Below are 15,619 nucleotides of genomic sequence, written 5' to 3'. Positions count from 1 at the left end.
TTTACCGGGCATGCGATCAAGACCTGCTCTAAAACAGCTCAAACAAACCGTAGCGTGTAATTAATTTTCACAAATTACACTTTTTTACATAGGTATCTTGACCTAAAAGCACCTCTGCTCCAAGTTTATGAAAATTATTTTCATGAATCACCTAGAGGTCAGAGGGGACGGCATGACACTGGGGGACAAGGTCACGGGAAAGACCTGTAAGGCTACGCATCAACTTTGGGCAAGCGGGTTTGGTTTCTGCATTCAGAAAGACCACCCAACCTCAGCACTGGATGTCGTGGCTTCTCCATACTCAACGTTTGCGCGGTCTCAGCCGACTGAAGGAGCTTAACCAGTGAATGCCCGAGGTTCGGCAGTCCTATTCGCGTGGCTGCTTTTATTGCCAGCGACCATTTATATCGCTGTTATTGTTATCTATCCGCTTATCGACACAATTCATCTGTCTTTCACCAACGCCTCACTGCGAAAGACCTTTTCTTATGTCGGCTGGCTGAACTACGACAAGATTTTCAACGAGACATTTGCGGGTGTTATCGGACGCACCTTTGTCTGGACTTTCTTTTCAGTGCTTTTGAAGATGACCGTTGGCATCGCTGGCGCTGTATTGCTCAACAGCGCAATTCCGGGAAGAGCTCTCTTTCGCCTACTGACCATGCCTCCATGGATTGTGCCTATGGCTATCGGCATTTTCATGTGGGGTTGGATGTACAATGGCCAGTTCGGCATGATCTCCGGCGTAATGCAAAAGTGGGGCCTTGTAGATGGACCGGTGGCGTTTCTGGCCTACGGAAGCAGCGCGTTCTGGGCGACTATTATAACCGACGTGTGGATCGGCGTGCCTATGGTAACCCTCTATATGCTTGCTGCAATTCAGGCCATTCCTGAAGACCTTTACGAAGCAGCATGGACCGATGGTGCCAGCCGGTTTTACAGGTTCCGCCGCATTACCTTGCCGCTCCTTCTGCCTGCGATCATCACCATGTCTATGATCTCTATGATCGCTACGTTCAACTCGTTCGACATCATCTGGATTTTGACCCAAGGCGGGCCAAGTGGCTCAACAACCACGATGATTATCGACACCTACAAGACCGCGATCGGTTCCTACAAGTATGGTGAGGGTGCAGCTAGAGCAGTCCTAATCTGCATTTTCCTTTCGATCTTCACCTACTTCTATTTCCGCGTAACCAGCCGCCTTTCGCAGGAGTACGCCCGATGAGCAACAAAGTCGCTATGATCAACCGCTATGCGTGGTACGAGAAGCTGGGCATCTACTGTGGTATCGCACTGTTTATGATCTTTATTCTGGCGCCGTTCGTTGAGGGCTTTCTGGTTTCGCTCAAGCCTCTCAGCATGCTGTTCTCGTCGCCTTACCGGTTTATTCCAGAGAACGGCTCTTTCACCGCCTACTTCACCATGTGGGAGAGTGTGCCCGGCTTTGGCCGATATGTGTTCAATTCTCTCTTCATCTCCTTGGTTGTTACGGCCTTGGTGCTTCTCATGGTCGTACCAGCCGCCTACGCCTTCGCTCGCTTTCAGTTCAAAGGGAATGGCCATCTACTCGGCGCGTTTCTGGCAGTGAACATGTTCTCCGGCGCTGTGCTCATCATTCCGCTATTTCGCTTAATGCGGAGCATGGGTGTCTTGAACACCTATATGGCTATGATCCTGCCCGGTGCAGCCTTTCTAATTCCGACCGCCATTTGGCTGCTGCGCACTTACATGCTGCGTATTCCAAAAGAGCTTGAAGAAGCAGCCTACGTAGATGGTGCGGGATACTTTTATACCTTCAGGCGCGTAATTCTGCCGCTCGCAAGGCCCGGCATCGCTGTTGTGGCGATCATGACCTTTATCGGAGCCTATGCGCAGCAATTCATCTACGCGCTGACTTTTAATTCCAAGACAGAATATATGCCTTTGCCAATCGGCCTGTTCGCCTATTTCGGCAGGCAGGAAGTGATCTGGAACGAGCTTATGGCAGCCAGCTTTGTTGGCATCCTACCTGCCCTCGTCGTGATCTTTTTCATGCAGCGTTATCTCGTAAGCGGGCTAACTGCTGGCGCCGTCAAATAACAATAATAAAGCACTTTTCCTTCAGATAATGGGGACGTTTATTATGGTATTTAATTCTTTTAAAACGGGCGTTTGTGCCCTCGCCCTTGCAGCAACATCTACACTGGGTGTGACAGCCGCAAACGCAGCCGATCAGGAAATCAGCTGGATTTACTGCGGTGACCGTATTGACGCAATTCACGAACGTTACATCGAAGAGTGGGAAGCAGAAAACCCGGGCTGGAGAATTGCTCCAGAAGTTGTTGGCTGGGCTCAGTGTCAGGACAAAGCAACGACACTGGCTGCTGCTGGCTCCCCTGTTGGCATGGCTTATGTCGGCTCGCGCACTTTGAAGCAGTTTGCGGAGAATGACCTCATCGTACCTGTACCGATGAGCGATGCGGAAAAAGAGACTTACTACCCGAACATTGTGAGCACCGTTACCTTTGACGGCACACAGTGGGGCGTTCCTATCGCATTCTCCACTAAGTCCCTGTTCTGGAACAAAGACCTCTTTAAAGAAGCTGGCCTAGACCCAGAATCCCCGCCGAAAACATGGGCGGAGACAATCGAATACGCCAAGATCATTCAAGAAAAAACCGGCATTGCCGGCTACGGCCTTCCTGCAAAGACCTTCGACAACACAATGCACCAGTTCCTCCATTGGGTTTACACCAACAATGGTCAGGTGATTGACGCAGAAGGCAACATCACGCTCGATAGCCCAGAAGTTCTTGCTGCACTTCAAGCTTACAAGGATATCGTTCCTTATTCTGTTGAAGGCGCAACAGCCTATGAGCAAAACGAGATCCGCGCTATTTGGCTGGACGGAAAAGTCGGCATGATCCAGTCCAACACCGGCGCTGCTGTTCGCGCACAGGGAACCGAGATGAACTGGGGCGTAACCACTCTTCCTCTTGGTCCATCTGCAGCGGGGAACGGCACACTTCTCATCACCGACAGCCTTGCAATCTTCAAAGGCACTGGCGTTGAAGAAAAGGCCGTTGAGTTCGCCAAATTCATCACCTCCCCTAAGCCTCAGGGCGAGTTTGAGCTGCAAGGCGGCGCGGGCCTTACACCGCTACGCCCTTCTGCTCAGGTCGATGCGTTCGTTGAAAAGGACCCTTACTGGGCACCGTTCATTGAAGGTATTTTCTCTGGCGGCCCAGAGCCACTCTTCTTTGACTATAAGGGTCTTCAGAATGTGATGATCGAGATGGTCCAGTCTGTCGTCACAGGTCAAGCAGAGCCGGAAGCTGCACTGAAAAAGGCAGCAGGCGAACTTGAGCAATATAAGTAAATAAAATTTCCCTGTCGGCATGCCCCGTTATGCCGGCAGGGTCTGCACAGCACGTGCAACCTCCACTCCATCGACTACAGATTTGTTTTCTCTGCTAGAGTTAGAGACTGCATAATTTTCGGGGCATTCAAATGGACATACTCGCTACTATCCAACAGGAACAGGATCAGTTTTCGCAGGCAGATGCCCGCATAGCTGAGATTGTCCGGACCGATTTCGATTTTGCAGTCAACGCATCAATCTTGGAGCTGGCACAACGCGCTGCCGTTTCACCGCCCACAGTTACTCGGTTTTGTCGCCGTGTAGGGTGCCAAAGCTACTCTGAGTTCAAGGTCATGCTGGCGAAGTCCACCTTTGTTGGTTCGCGCTACATGAACCCAGCCAAGCAAAGCACAGCGCCGCAAGACGTAGCTGAAGATATCGTCGGCAAGGCGCAAAACGCTCTGTTCCAGTTTCTCGGTAATTTAGACCATGAGAAGCTGCAGCTCGCGGCAAGCCTGATCGCGGGCGCAGAGATGGTCTACGCCTTCGGTTCTGGTGGCAACTCATCCATGATCGCGACGGAAATTCATAACCGGCTATTTCGTCTTGGCATGAGAGTTAGCGTATCGACCGATCACAGCCTGCAGATGATGATTGCAGCTACAGCGCGTCCGCAAGATGTCGTCGTCGGTTCGTCATTTTCCGGCAGAAACAAAGAGCTTGTGAGTTCCCTTTCTGCTGCCAGAGATGCCGGTGCCACAACAATTGCACTCACGCAGGCGGACAGTCCGGTGGCGCACGTTGCTGATGTGGTGTTGCCGATAGATCTGCCCGAGGGCGTAAACATCTTCCGTCCTACCTCAACGCGTTACGCCTATCTGGCGCTCGTCGATATACTTGCTTGTTTGGTTGCCTATGACATTCGCCCACAAGCGGCGGCAAATCTGCGTCAGATCAAACAGCAGTTGGTAACGCACCGCGATGGTGATGATGGCCAGCTTTTGGGCGACTAAGCGCGCCCTTCCTAAGCACTCACATTTTTTACTTTATAAATTCAGGGAATGAACCGATGGCCTCCGGCTTGATTTTGGAAAATGTCTGGCACCCTTTGGGCGATGATGTCTTTGGCAAAATATCATTTGCGCTTCACAATTTCTCAGATGATGTGCTGACCGATTTCAAGCTGGTCTACACCTGTTTGACGCGCACGGTTGAAAGCCCAATCTGCACAAACGCAACTTATCTTCGGCGCGTAGCCAACTTTCATGAGCTATCTACTCCCGCTGACTTTTCCTTGAAACAGGGGGAGACATGGCGTTTTGAGGTTGAAGGGTTTTTGCGAGCAGCCGTTCACCGGACCGACGGTGCAAAGTCCGCTTATGTGACGACGGCAGATGGAAAGCACATTCCAGCTTCTGTCGGCGATCTCTTGCTAGATGGATATGAAGCCAGCAAGGTTCCCCCTCTTCTGGCTGAAGGCCATCTGGAGCGACCGTTCTATATGCAGCCTTGGCCAGCTAATGCCGAACTAGTCCCCGCCAAAACCTGCCCGCCCATCATTTCAGCAACAGAAAGCGCAAGCACCGAAGAACGTGCTGCGATGCTGACGATTAATCAGCTGCAACAACGTTTGTTTCCGGAAGCTCAAGATGCTTTTACTGCTACGCCGGTCAGTGGCGCTAGGCTGTTGCGCTTTTCCAAGACGCAAGCGCAACAGCCTAGCGGATATCAGCTCACATTCAACGAAGCTGATGTTCTGCTTGAATACAACGACAAAGCAGGCCTAAATTACGGCCTAACGACAATCGCTCAGTTGCACCACGGCGCGAAGCTAGACGCCGCGAAATTTTCGTTCCCTGCCGTAGGTATCATCAAAGACGAGCCGCGGTATTCTTGGCGCGGATGTCACCTAGACGTTTCCCGCCAGTTCTACCCAAAAGACGATATCAAGCGCATCCTCGATATTCTGGCTTGGTTGAAGATGAACGTCTTTCATTGGCATTTGAATGATGATGAGTCTTGGCGGTTGGAAGTTAAAGCCTACCCGGAACTTACCGAGATTGGGGCAACCCGCAGCCCGGACGGACCGCTTTTGCCCCAGCTAGGCAATGGAGCAGAGCCAGCATCAGGCCACTACACCCACGATGATGTTCGTGAAATAGTGTCTCACGGCGCGAAGCTGTGCGTCGACATTCTTCCCGAGATCGATCTCCCGGGCCACTGCACCGCTACCTTGGCGGCTATACAAGAACTCTCAGACGGACAGGAAGCACCGGACAGTTATCGTTCCGTTCAAGGCTATCCCAACAATGCGATAAACCCGGCAATGGAAGAGACCTACATCTTTCTGGACAAGCTCTTTGATGAATTGGTGTCGCTCTTTCCTTTCCGCTACATCCATGTTGGCGGCGATGAAGTCTCTGAAAACGCTTGGCTACACTCGCCAAGAGCCCGCGCCCTGATGGAGCGTGAGGGACTAAAAAACACCTTTGACCTACAGGCGTATTTCTTAAAGCGCGTGCAAGACATGTTGCACCAACGGGGCAAGCGGCTTGCGGGATGGGAAGAGGTTTCCCTAGGAACCGGAGTGTCTCGGGAGGATACCCTTCTCTTTCCGTGGCAAGCACCTGAGGTCGGTATCAACTTGGCTGAACAAGGGTACGATGTCGTGATGGCACCGGGCCAAGCCTACTACCTCGACATGGCCCAGTCTGATGACTGGTATGAGCCCGGTGCCAGTTGGGCCGGAACTGTACCGCCGGAGCATACTTACACCTATGAACCAGAAGGGGATTTCCCTGAGGAGCTGCGCCCACGGATGAAGGGCGTGCAAGCCTGTATCTGGTGCGAGCATTTTCTAACACGGGCCTACTTCAACCGCCTCGTATTCCCGCGCTTGTGCGCCATTGCGGAGGCGGGCTGGACGCCTAAGGAAAACAAAAGCTGGCAGCGTTTTTCCGCTTTGGCTCCCTATACACCCAAGTTGTAATCAACGACCACTCTCGTTCTCGGGTACGCAAGAAGGGCTCCGAAGAGCCCTTCTCAACCTATATAAAGCTGTTTGATCGCAAACATATTAGGTTAGCTTGCGAGCCAGCCTTCCAGCTTACTTACGTCCGGCAGCCCGCCTGCGTGCACCAGCACACCATCAACGGAAATACCCGGCGTGGACATTACGCCTGCCATAGCAATCTGAACCGGATCGGAAACCTTCTCCACCTCAGCATCAATAGAGAGCTTTGCGGCTGCATCCTTCACCATCTGGGCAACGGTTTCACAACGCTGGCAACCGGGCCCGTATACTTTGATTTGTTTCATTGTTTTTCCTTTAGAAGATTACGTTGAACAGGAAGCCAACGGACAAGATCCCGCAGGCGACAATACCGACAAAGACAGCAATCAGGCGGAGCGTTAGCACCTGCTTGAGGATGATCATTTCAGGTAGGCTGAGAGCGATAACGCTCATCATGAAGGCCAGAGTAGTGCCAAGGGCAGCGCCTTTTCCCAGCAGCGCTTCGACGATTGGAATAACGCCAGCAGCATTGGTGTACATAGGAATGCCCAAAAGCACAGCAGCAGGCACGCTCCACCAAGTATCCGCGCCCATAATCTGCACCATCAGGTCTTCCGGTACATAACCATGGATTAGCGCGCCAATTCCGATACCGAGTATGATCCATTTCCAAACCTTGCGGAAAATCTCGGTCATCGCTGACAAGCCTGCACGGTAGCGATCTACAAAAGTGAGGCTGTCGCCAATGTTTTGGGTAGAAGCGGCGCCGTTCAGGTGAATATTGCGCACCCACTCTTGCAACCAGCCTTCCAGCTTTAGTTTTCCGATGATGAAGCCAGACACAATCGCGATAGCAAGGCCAAAGGCAAGATAAAGCGCAGCAACCTTCCAACCCACTAGTCCAAAGAGCAAAATGAGAGCGACCTCATTGACCATTGGTGCGGCGATCAAAAAGGAGAACGTCACCCCTAGCGGCACGCCTGCAGACACAAAGCCAACAAACAACGGCACGGCGGAGCAGGAACAAAATGGTGTCAGAATGCCCAAACAAGCGGAAAGAACATTGCCAACACCTTCCCTGCGGCCTGACAAAAGCGCCCGCGTTTTCTCAGCGCTGAAGTAGCTGCGAACAACACCCATTGCGAAAACGATGAGCGCCAACAAAAGCATAACCTTGGGAACATCATAAAGGAAAAAGGCTACAGCTTCCCCTGCGTGGCTATTGCGTTCAATAGGAAGCAGGGAAGTGAGCCATTCCGAAAAGGCTATCAAATTAGAATAGAGAACAAACCATAAGAGGACGGCGACAGCTACGCCTCCGTGCCAGTAAAGCGGGTTATCGGAGAGTTTTTGTTTATTGTTTTGAGCAATTTCCATGGCTCTCGTCCTTGAGAGAGAGGGGACACGCCGCACTGAGTATAGCGTCCAGCGCTGCTTTGAGATGGGAAGGGAGTTGCGGGTTCAGCTTAAACCTCACCCATTGCGCATCACGGCGATCAACGACGATGCCCTGTTGCTTTAGTATCTGCATGTGGCGCGACATGCGGCTCTGCGTTGCCCCAAGCAAGGGCATCAGTTCGCAGCTGCAATGCTCTTCGCCGCCAGCGAGGATCTTGATGGCTTGAAGCCTTGTTGGGTCCGCAATCGCGTTCAAGAAGGCAATAAGGTCGGTATCTGTCTCTAAGTCTTGCATATGCGCATATGCGCATTTGCATGAGTGAAATGATTTGATCCCTATCAATACTAGGTATTGCGCCGTATTCGAAAACTACCGCCCGCCGAGTGTGCAGCTAGCTCGGGAGATGCAACGTTGCAGTGCTCTTGCTTCAAATGCCCACGCTGCTTTAGCCTACGAAAATTGTAAGTAGGGGCACATTGAAATGCTCGACATAAAAGACGTTAACTATTGAGCGATTCTAAGCAAATAAGCGATGCTCCCAGCAAGTCTCATAAAGACTTGGAAGCCGACATGCCCTATGTTTCGCACCTCAGCCATTTCAGCAAACCGCCACGCTCTTTGTGAGTATGACGGGGCACGCTTGTTCACCAACTTTACCGCCATACCAATAAACGAATGAAAGACGAAACATGACCTATTCCCTCGCGATCCACGGCGGCGCTGGAACCATTTTGAAGTCCAGCATGACGCCGGAAAAGGAAGCCTCCTACCACGCGGGCCTCGCGAAAGCGCTCGAAGCAGGCGAAACCATTTTGAAGGCTGGTGGCAGCGCTATGGACGCAGTTGTTGCTGCGGTCTGCGCATTGGAAGATGACCCGCAGTTCAACGCTGGTCGCGGCTCTGTCTTTACCGCCGAAGGTAAGCAGGAAATGGACGCAGCGGTCATGGACGGTAAGGACCGCAGCGCAGGAACCGTTGCAGGCATCTTTGGCCCGCGCAATCCGGTAAAGGCCGCCCGCGCGGTTATGGAAAACACCTCCCACGTAACGCTTATCGGCCCAAATGCACTTCAGGTTGCTAAGGATGCAGGACTTGAGTTCGAAACCAGCGATTACTTCTTCACGCAGCAGCGCTGGGACTCTCTTCAAGAAACTCTGGAGATGCGTGCTCGCGGCGAACAAAGTACAGACCCTGCCCGTCGGCATGGCACCGTTGGCGCTGTAGCGCTGGACGAGCATGGCAACCTTGCAGCCGCAACCTCGACTGGCGGTATGACAGCAAAGGCAGCAGGCCGTGTTGGCGACAGCCCAATCATCGGCGCTGGCACCTATGCCGATAACGACACCTGCGCTGTTTCAGGCACTGGCCACGGTGAAGTCTTCATTCGTTGGACAGCAGCAAGCGATATCGCAGCACGCATGCGCTACGCAGGCCAGTCTCTGGAAGAAGCTGCTGACGTGGTTGTTATGAAGAACCTTGCTGAAAACGACGGCTCCGGCGGTGTTGTGGCAGTTGATGCCAAAGGTAACATCTCCATGCCATTCAACTGCGAAGGCATGTACCGCGGTTCCGTCAAAAAGGGTGAAGAGCCGTTCACCGCGATCTATCGCTAATGCGTTTGACCATGCCCGCTCTCACAGAGCGGGCATGGCTTCATAGCCCCTCGCCAGCAAGCGCTCCGCCTTCAAAATCAAAGACCCGCACAAGCTCCCAAGTCAGACATAAAATGGCAGCATTTTGCGCCTCATCACTGGCATGTAAGCGCGACCTCACGTCAAACTCTGCGTTAAACCCTCTTTGATTCCCTAGAGACAAGAACAGCGCCCGATTTCTCCGGCACCTAAATATTTTGAACCTAAAGTGGCTGTTTTTAGCCAACCAGCCTTTGGGTGCGGTGCAAAATAATCGATTTACATCCACAGGCTGTTTTTGGATTTCCGCTGAGAGATGTGACAGACGAGCCAAAAGCAAATAATTATAATTACGTAGTTATTGAAGTGTCACTTCTTTGTGCCGCCGCTGTCATTAATCAGCATTAGGGAAGGCGGGTCAAAATCGCTAATACTGGGGAAATATTTATGCGATCTACATCCATCAAATCATTAGCCGTTGCGCTGCTCGTATCCACGTTCGCCGCGCCTGCCGTTGCGCTCGACGCCCGCTATCAGGACAAAGATGGCGACCTTACCGCTGACGTTCCAATGGACGCCTCTCAGCAGATCGACCCAAGCACTCTTGTGTTTGCGTACACCCCTGTTGAAGACCCATCCGTTTACGAAGACGTATGGTCCGAGTTTCTTGCTCACCTTGAGGAAAAAACCGGCAAGCCGGTTCGCTTCTTCCCAGTGCAGAACAACGCTGCACAGATCGAAGCAATGCGCGCTGGTCGTCTGCATATTGCTGGCTTCAACACCGGCTCCAACCCGCTTGCAGTAAACTGCGCGGGCTTCAAGCCGTTCACCATCATGGCTGGTGCTGACGGCTCCTTCGGCTACGAGATGGAGATCATCACCCATCCGTCTTCCGGCATCGAGAAGGTTGAAGACCTGAAAGGCAAGAAGGTTGCCTTTACCTCTCCAACTTCCAACTCTGGCTTCAAAGCTCCTTCTGCGATCTTGAAGGCTGAGTACAACATGCAGGCGGAAGCGGACTTTGAGCCAGCATTCTCCGGTGCTCATGACAACTCCATCATCGGTGTTGCGCAGAAAGACTATGACGCAGCTGCAATTGCGAACTCTGTTCTAAGCCGCATGATCGACCGTGAAGTTGTGACTAAGGACGACGTAAAAACCATCTACAAGTCCCAAACCTTCCCGACCACCGGCTACGGTGTGGCTTACAACCTGAAACCAGAGCTGCAGGATACCATCCGCGAAGCATTCTTCAGCTTTGACTGGAAGGGCACCAAGCTTGAGGAAGAGTTTAGCCGCAACGGTGAAGCGCAGTTCATTCCAATCACCTACAAAGAGCATTGGGCTGTCATCCGTACTATCGACGAAGCAAATGGCGTGAGCTATTCCTGCCAGTAATACGGAGCACTTTGATGTCAATGCTAGAACTGCGTGCTGTAACCAAGCAGTACACAGCGAATGACTTGGCACTCAACAACGTCACCCTCAACATTGAGGGTGGCGAAGTTGTAGGCCTTATCGGTCCGTCTGGTGCGGGCAAATCCACCCTGATCCGCTGCATCAACAGATTGACCGAGCCAACCAAGGGATCTGTAACGTTCCAAGGCAGAGATCTTGTTGGCTTAAGCCGCCGTGAGCTGCGTAAAGCACGCACCAGTATTGGCATGATCTTTCAGGAATACGCCCTGATCGAGCGCCTGACTGTAATGGAAAATGTCCTGTCCGGCCGTCTGGGATACGTTCCGTTCTGGCGCAGCTTCTTGCGCAAGTATCCGCCTCAAGATGTTCAACGAGCCTATGCTCTTTTGGACCGCGTTGGTCTTCTGGACCACGTAAACAAGCGTGCAGATGCCCTCTCCGGCGGTCAGCGTCAGCGCGTTGGTATTGCCCGCGCCTTGGCGCAGGAGCCTGATCTGTTGCTGATCGACGAGCCAACCGCAGCTCTCGACCCACGCACAGCACGCCAGATCATGCGTCTTATTTCCGAGATTTGTGAAGAGCGCAGCCTTCCGGCAATCATTAACATTCACGATGTGAACCTTGCACGCCAGTTTGTGAAACGCATTGTGGGGCTTCGCCACGGTGAAGTAGTTTTTGATGGTCTGGCAAGCGAATTGACGCCAGCCGTTCTTACCGAGATTTACGGCGAAGAAGACTGGTCCAAAACCATCCAGAAAGGTGGCGAAGAGGCCGATGCCGAGAACGAGGCTGCATAATGACAACAGCAGCTTATCCAACGGTTTGGAAAAAGCCGCCGTTCATTAAATCGACCTATCTGCGCTACAGCCTTTGGGCTGCTGTGCTGGTTTATACCTTCCTCGCTTTGGGCTCTGTCGAAGTCAACTGGTCCCGCGTTGTTGAAGGCGCAGACCGTGGCATGCGCTTTGTAAAGGCCTTTGTGCAGCCAGACTTTGTTAGCCGCTGGCCAAACATCTGGAAGGGCCTTGTCGAGAGTTTGACCATGACACTGTGTTCAACAGTGGCTGGTATCATTCTCGCTATTCCGTTTGGCCTTGGTGCAGCACGCAATCTGGTTCCGGGTTGGGTCTACATTTTCTGCCGCGCGTTTATCGCCGTCTCCCGTAGCTTTCAGGAAATCATTATTGCGATTATCTGCGCTGCGGTTTTCGGTTTCGGCACATTTGCAGGCTTTGTAACCCTCACCTTTGCTACAATCGGCTTCCTTGCCAAATTGATTGCAGATGAGATTGAAGCGACCAACCCGCACGCACTCACAGCAATGCGCGCAACCGGCGCATCTTGGTGGCAGCAGGTCAACTACGCTATTCAGCCGCAAATTTCGCCGCGCACCATTGGTCTGTGCCTCTACCGTCTTGATATCAACTTCCGTGAATCCGCCGTTATCGGCGTGGTTGGCGCAGGAGGTATCGGCGCAACTCTGAACACCGCAATGGACCGCTATGAGTACGACAGCGCAGCAGCGATTTTGCTGATCATCATCGCTTTGGTAATGGTGGCTGAATACTTCTCCGGCATCATCCGCAAGCGCATCCAGTAGAGCGATAATCATGAGTGATACGACATCAAATTATAGCGATAGCTGGGACAGACGTAGCCGCGCAGAACGGTTGATCCGTTGGGTTCTTTGGCTGGTTTTCGTCGCTGTCTTTATTCAAAGCTGGCGCATCATGAACGAAGATACCCTTTGGTTCTTTGTTGAAGATGCACCTCGTCAGTTTGCCGACATCTCATCGCGCATGTGGCCTATTCGCTGGTCTTATATGGATCAGCTCTGGAAACCGCTTTGGGATACAATCAATATTGCAACTCTGGGCACCGCGCTCGGTGTTGTGATTGCCCTGCCAATCGCTTTTCTGGCAGCAAGCAATACCACACCAAACGCCTATATCGTCCGGCCGATTGCCTTGTTCATCATCGCGGCAAGCCGCTCTATCAACTCGTTGATCTGGGCGCTTCTTCTTGTGATGGTTCTCGGTCCGGGTCTGCTCGCAGGTATTATTGCGATCGCCCTTCGTTCCATCGGCTTTGTGGCAAAGCTGACTTACGAAGGCATTGAGGAGATCAACAAGACGCAGGTTGCAGCTGTTACAGCAACCGGTGCCAGCTCTGTTCAGGTTCTGGACTATGCGATTATTCCGCAAATCCTTCCTAACTTTGTCAGCACCGCGATCTTCCGCTGGGACATCAACATCCGCGAGAGTACCGTTCTGGGCATGGTTGGTGCTGGCGGTATCGGCCTTCAGCTGGACGCTTCGCTCGCAACCCTTGCATGGCCACAAGTTGCACTGATATTCATCGCTATTTTGGGTACCGTTGTGGTTTCCGAGAGTATCTCGGCCCGCGTTCGCAAGGCACTGATCTAAGCAAGCTCCATTAGCTGCTTGAAAAGTCAAAGGGGTGGTCAATTGGCCTCCCCTTTTTTCATAGGAGCCCCTGCCCCGCCATTGCAATCTATCGCTCTTTCGAGGTGCGAGCATCACGGCAGCGCTTGGAACAATATCTGACATTTGGCCAATCCTTTCGCCACTTCTTCCGCCAACTGAAAGGGCGTTGGCACACCGCACATACCTTTGTTGGGAGGTTTTCCTTCTTCATCGGCAAACTCCAAACAACGCTTCTTTTACCTACCTACGAAATTTATTTGAATTTTTCTCACACTTCAGAAGACATTGTCTCATGCTTTTATAGCCCTATGCGTGAGCTCATTTTTGCCAGCAACCCAGAGCACATTTTCACCCCTAGCACTTTCGCTAATTGTACAAAACACATACGCAGTCTTCGCTGGGGAGACGTCAAATTATTGCATTTTAACAGAGACTTATCTTGTGATAGGGACGCGCTTCTTCATTTCACTCACTAGAGGTAAAGATGAGTAAACTTGTTAAAAGTGCGCTGACCACAGTAATCGCTCTGTGTGCACTTCCTTTGGCTGCCGCAGCACAAATGAAAAGTGTTGAGGTTGAATCTTCATCTGCACCCCTACAGCCGATCATGATTCAAGGTCCGATGCCAATCGAGGCCGAGAACTTCGCTGCTATGCTGACCGATGTTCGCATGGAAAAAGCAGGCAACGCAAAGTTCTATATCGGCGAACTGAATGGCTACCCGATCGTAGTTGCGCAGACCAGCAAGGGCCTTGAAAACACCGCAGCAGCAACCGCTGTTGGTATCGAGCGCTACAAGCCACGCGCAATCATCAATCAGGGCACTTCCGGCGGTCACGACACTTCCCTCAACGTTGGCGACATCGTTCTTGGTAAGCGTTCTGTGAACTCCAACAACTTCAAAACCCAGCGTCTTGCTAAGGGTGAAGGCTCTCAGCCTCTAACATGGATCCCAATGGATATCATGGCATCCGAAAAGAGCGCCGGTGAAGGCAAGTCCGCACAGGACGCAGAAAAGATCCGTTACTACAAAGGTAACGAAGGTCTGCTCGCTTCTGCACACGCTGTGAAAGACACCTACACCCGTGGTAAGGTTGTTGAAGGCACCATCGGTAGCGGTAACTTCTGGAACAACGAACTTGACCGTATGGCTTGGCTGCACGAGAACTTCGGCACCAGCGTAGAAGAGATGGAAACATCCTCCGCTGCGATGATCTCCCACGCTTACGGCGTTCCGTTCCTTGGTGTTCGCGTTCTTTCCAACAACATCACCAATGGTGGCAAGTACGACCCAACCACCGCTGAAGACTGCCAAGAGTACGTGAAAGAAATCATCCTTCACTACATCTCTACCCTCTAAGTGTGAGTGTGTTCCGCGTCTAGCGGGATATAGAATACAAAAAAGCGCCCGGAACCTCTGGTTTCGGGCGCTTTTTTATTAACATCACTTGCTACATCGAACAGGACTTAGGCCCTGTTCAAATAAAGAACTCCGGGCTCGTCTTTGAAAGTTCAAGGGCTAGGTCTTCGGATTTGTTCAGGTGATCTTGCATGGAAGTGCTCAGCGTCTTCTCATCACCTTCAGCAATTGCCTTCAAGATAATCCGGTGCTCAGCAAGCACTTCTTGAAGATGGTCCTTGTTAGGCAAGAACATAAAACGAATTCTATCGAGATGCGCTCTGGCAGACTCAAGCATCTTCCAGATTTCCTGGTGCCCAATCAGTTCAAAGAACAGGCGATGGAAATCATTATCCAGCAAGACGAACTGCTCGAAACGCTCATGCTCGTAACAGAACTCCTGTTCGTCAATAATATCCTGCAGGGGCTCAAGAAGCTTGCCGTTGGATTGCTGCATCAGTTTCTTCGCCGCAGCAAATTCCAGCGATGTGCGAAGGAACTGAGCATCTCGGATTCGGCTCAAGCGAATTGGAGAGACCATCGTGCCGCTTTGCGGTCTGATCTCCAATAGATGCTCTTTTTCCAGGCGCAGAAAAGCTTCACGAACAGGAGTTCGGCTAACCCCCATTTCGTCGATAACCTGCTTCTCTTTAATTAGTTGCCCAGGCTTCAGATGCAGAAAAACGATGTCATGCCGTACTTTGGCATAGACACGGTCAGCAGCACTCATTTTCTCCGGCATCTCTTTGTTATGTATCATATTCCACACACAAATTGGGTTTAGCTCAGAACCTTTCAATGGTTCCAAATTCCAACTTCACGTTTCACAGCAAGAACAAAAAACCGGACGCAAAATTTAAAACACTAGTATGCAAAACGCTATTGAACGCACATTGCATAGGTCAAACTTTGGTCGATTTCAATATTCTTTGCCATGATTAAGGGGGCAGCTGCGAATGCCACCCCCC

General features: G+C 51.8%; 16 protein-coding genes. 11 read left to right on the top strand and 5 right to left on the bottom strand.

Annotated elements, in window-relative coordinates; genetic code table 11:
• Positions 1-343: 343 nt before the first annotated feature.
• The 5 genes from E1162_RS12095 to E1162_RS12075 all read left to right on the top strand — a co-directional run bounded on the left by E1162_RS12095 (position 344) and on the right by E1162_RS12075 (position 6,332).
• Positions 344-1,228, top strand: a complete 885-nt coding sequence (locus E1162_RS12095) for a carbohydrate ABC transporter permease (RefSeq protein ID WP_371311923.1) — start codon at positions 344-346, stop codon at positions 1,226-1,228.
• Positions 1,225-2,082: a carbohydrate ABC transporter permease gene (locus E1162_RS12090; protein ID WP_155131155.1), complete on the top strand. Its 858-nt coding sequence runs from the start codon at positions 1,225-1,227 to the stop codon at positions 2,080-2,082. The genes E1162_RS12095 and E1162_RS12090 overlap by 4 nt, the downstream gene beginning before the upstream one ends.
• Positions 2,083-2,125: 43 nt before the next feature.
• On the top strand, positions 2,126-3,361 hold the full coding sequence (locus E1162_RS12085; RefSeq protein WP_155131152.1) for an ABC transporter substrate-binding protein: 1,236 nt from the start codon (positions 2,126-2,128) through the stop codon (positions 3,359-3,361).
• A 131-nt stretch (positions 3,362-3,492) separates the two neighbouring features.
• Positions 3,493-4,356: a MurR/RpiR family transcriptional regulator gene (locus E1162_RS12080; protein WP_155131149.1), complete on the top strand. Its 864-nt coding sequence runs from the start codon at positions 3,493-3,495 to the stop codon at positions 4,354-4,356.
• A gap of 56 nt (positions 4,357-4,412) precedes the next feature.
• Entirely contained in the window at positions 4,413-6,332 is a 1,920-nt protein-coding gene (locus tag E1162_RS12075; RefSeq protein WP_155131146.1) for a beta-N-acetylhexosaminidase, read from the top strand.
• Between the two features lie 92 nt (positions 6,333-6,424).
• Here the strand turns inward: E1162_RS12075 and E1162_RS12070 are convergent, their stop codons facing one another.
• The 3 genes from E1162_RS12070 to E1162_RS12060 are packed head-to-tail and all read right to left on the bottom strand — an operon-like array spanning position 6,425 to position 8,049.
• Positions 6,425-6,661 carry a thioredoxin family protein gene (locus E1162_RS12070; protein ID WP_155131143.1) on the bottom strand — a complete coding sequence of 79 codons (237 nt, stop codon included), beginning with the start codon at positions 6,659-6,661 and terminating at the stop codon, positions 6,425-6,427.
• Between the two features lie 10 nt (positions 6,662-6,671).
• The gene (locus E1162_RS12065; protein WP_155131140.1) at positions 6,672-7,733 is read right to left on the bottom strand and encodes a permease; all 1,062 of its coding nucleotides are present in this window, start codon (positions 7,731-7,733) and stop codon (positions 6,672-6,674) included.
• The gene (locus E1162_RS12060; protein ID WP_155131137.1) at positions 7,711-8,049 is read right to left on the bottom strand and encodes an ArsR/SmtB family transcription factor; all 339 of its coding nucleotides are present in this window, start codon (positions 8,047-8,049) and stop codon (positions 7,711-7,713) included. The genes E1162_RS12065 and E1162_RS12060 overlap by 23 nt, the downstream gene beginning before the upstream one ends.
• A gap of 395 nt (positions 8,050-8,444) precedes the next feature.
• On the opposite strand from E1162_RS12060, the gene E1162_RS12055 reads away from it, so the two are divergent.
• The 5 genes from E1162_RS12055 to phnE (E1162_RS12035) all read left to right on the top strand — a co-directional run bounded on the left by E1162_RS12055 (position 8,445) and on the right by phnE (E1162_RS12035) (position 13,231).
• On the top strand, positions 8,445-9,368 hold the full coding sequence (locus E1162_RS12055) for an isoaspartyl peptidase/L-asparaginase family protein (protein ID WP_155131134.1): 924 nt from the start codon (positions 8,445-8,447) through the stop codon (positions 9,366-9,368).
• A 465-nt stretch (positions 9,369-9,833) separates the two neighbouring features.
• Positions 9,834-10,784, top strand: coding sequence for a phosphate/phosphite/phosphonate ABC transporter substrate-binding protein (gene phnD, locus E1162_RS12050; RefSeq protein ID WP_155131131.1), 951 nt, complete (start codon positions 9,834-9,836; stop codon positions 10,782-10,784).
• 20 nt (positions 10,785-10,804) lie between these two features.
• On the top strand, positions 10,805-11,602 hold the full coding sequence (gene phnC / locus E1162_RS12045) for a phosphonate ABC transporter ATP-binding protein (protein ID WP_257098976.1): 798 nt from the start codon (positions 10,805-10,807) through the stop codon (positions 11,600-11,602).
• Positions 11,602-12,405, top strand: a complete 804-nt coding sequence (gene phnE / locus E1162_RS12040; RefSeq protein ID WP_155131125.1) for a phosphonate ABC transporter, permease protein PhnE — start codon at positions 11,602-11,604, stop codon at positions 12,403-12,405. Before phnC ends, phnE (E1162_RS12040) begins: the two co-directional genes overlap by 1 nt.
• Before the next feature lie 10 nt (positions 12,406-12,415).
• On the top strand, positions 12,416-13,231 hold the full coding sequence (phnE, locus tag E1162_RS12035; RefSeq protein WP_155131122.1) for a phosphonate ABC transporter, permease protein PhnE: 816 nt from the start codon (positions 12,416-12,418) through the stop codon (positions 13,229-13,231).
• A gap of 88 nt (positions 13,232-13,319) precedes the next feature.
• Here phnE (E1162_RS12035) and E1162_RS12030 read toward each other — a convergent pair whose 3' ends face one another.
• Positions 13,320-13,463 carry a DUF2256 domain-containing protein gene (locus E1162_RS12030; protein WP_155131119.1) on the bottom strand — a complete coding sequence of 48 codons (144 nt, stop codon included), beginning with the start codon at positions 13,461-13,463 and terminating at the stop codon, positions 13,320-13,322.
• 273 nt (positions 13,464-13,736) lie between these two features.
• Between E1162_RS12030 and E1162_RS12025 the strand changes: the two genes are divergently transcribed.
• Complete coding sequence (locus E1162_RS12025; protein ID WP_155131116.1) at positions 13,737-14,612, top strand: 5'-methylthioadenosine/S-adenosylhomocysteine nucleosidase; 876 nt, start codon at positions 13,737-13,739, stop codon at positions 14,610-14,612.
• Between the two features lie 118 nt (positions 14,613-14,730).
• On the opposite strand, the gene E1162_RS12020 is transcribed toward E1162_RS12025, so the two are convergent.
• Positions 14,731-15,450, bottom strand: a complete 720-nt coding sequence (locus E1162_RS12020; RefSeq protein WP_155131113.1) for a GntR family transcriptional regulator — start codon at positions 15,448-15,450, stop codon at positions 14,731-14,733.
• Positions 15,451-15,619: the final 169 nt, after the last annotated feature.

It is taken from the genome of Pseudovibrio flavus, from assembly GCF_009711345.1.
Taxonomy (GTDB): Bacteria; Pseudomonadota; Alphaproteobacteria; order Rhizobiales; family Stappiaceae; genus Pseudovibrio; species Pseudovibrio flavus.
Note: the sequence above shows the minus strand (reverse complement) of the source record. Positions and strands in the feature narration are given on the sequence as shown.

Excerpts from the sequence above, each read along its gene's own strand:
- E1162_RS12090 (WP_155131155.1), top strand. The coding sequence starts at position 1,225 with ATGAGCAACAAAGTCGCTATGATCAACCGCTATGCGTGGTACGAGAAG.
- E1162_RS12085 (WP_155131152.1), top strand. The coding sequence starts at position 2,126 with ATGGTATTTAATTCTTTTAAAACGGGCGTTTGTGCCCTCGCCCTTGCA.
- E1162_RS12080 (WP_155131149.1), top strand. The coding sequence starts at position 3,493 with ATGGACATACTCGCTACTATCCAACAGGAACAGGATCAGTTTTCGCAG.
- E1162_RS12075 (WP_155131146.1), top strand. The coding sequence starts at position 4,413 with ATGGCCTCCGGCTTGATTTTGGAAAATGTCTGGCACCCTTTGGGCGAT.
- E1162_RS12070 (WP_155131143.1), bottom strand. The coding sequence starts at position 6,661 with ATGAAACAAATCAAAGTATACGGGCCCGGTTGCCAGCGTTGTGAAACC.
- E1162_RS12065 (WP_155131140.1), bottom strand. The coding sequence starts at position 7,733 with ATGGAAATTGCTCAAAACAATAAACAAAAACTCTCCGATAACCCGCTT.
- E1162_RS12060 (WP_155131137.1), bottom strand. The coding sequence starts at position 8,049 with ATGCAAGACTTAGAGACAGATACCGACCTTATTGCCTTCTTGAACGCG.
- E1162_RS12055 (WP_155131134.1), top strand. The coding sequence starts at position 8,445 with ATGACCTATTCCCTCGCGATCCACGGCGGCGCTGGAACCATTTTGAAG.
- phnD (WP_155131131.1), top strand. The coding sequence starts at position 9,834 with ATGCGATCTACATCCATCAAATCATTAGCCGTTGCGCTGCTCGTATCC.
- phnC (WP_257098976.1), top strand. The coding sequence starts at position 10,805 with ATGCTAGAACTGCGTGCTGTAACCAAGCAGTACACAGCGAATGACTTG.
- phnE (WP_155131125.1), top strand. The coding sequence starts at position 11,602 with ATGACAACAGCAGCTTATCCAACGGTTTGGAAAAAGCCGCCGTTCATT.
- phnE (WP_155131122.1), top strand. The coding sequence starts at position 12,416 with ATGAGTGATACGACATCAAATTATAGCGATAGCTGGGACAGACGTAGC.
- E1162_RS12030 (WP_155131119.1), bottom strand. The coding sequence starts at position 13,463 with ATGAAGAAGGAAAACCTCCCAACAAAGGTATGTGCGGTGTGCCAACGC.
- E1162_RS12025 (WP_155131116.1), top strand. The coding sequence starts at position 13,737 with ATGAGTAAACTTGTTAAAAGTGCGCTGACCACAGTAATCGCTCTGTGT.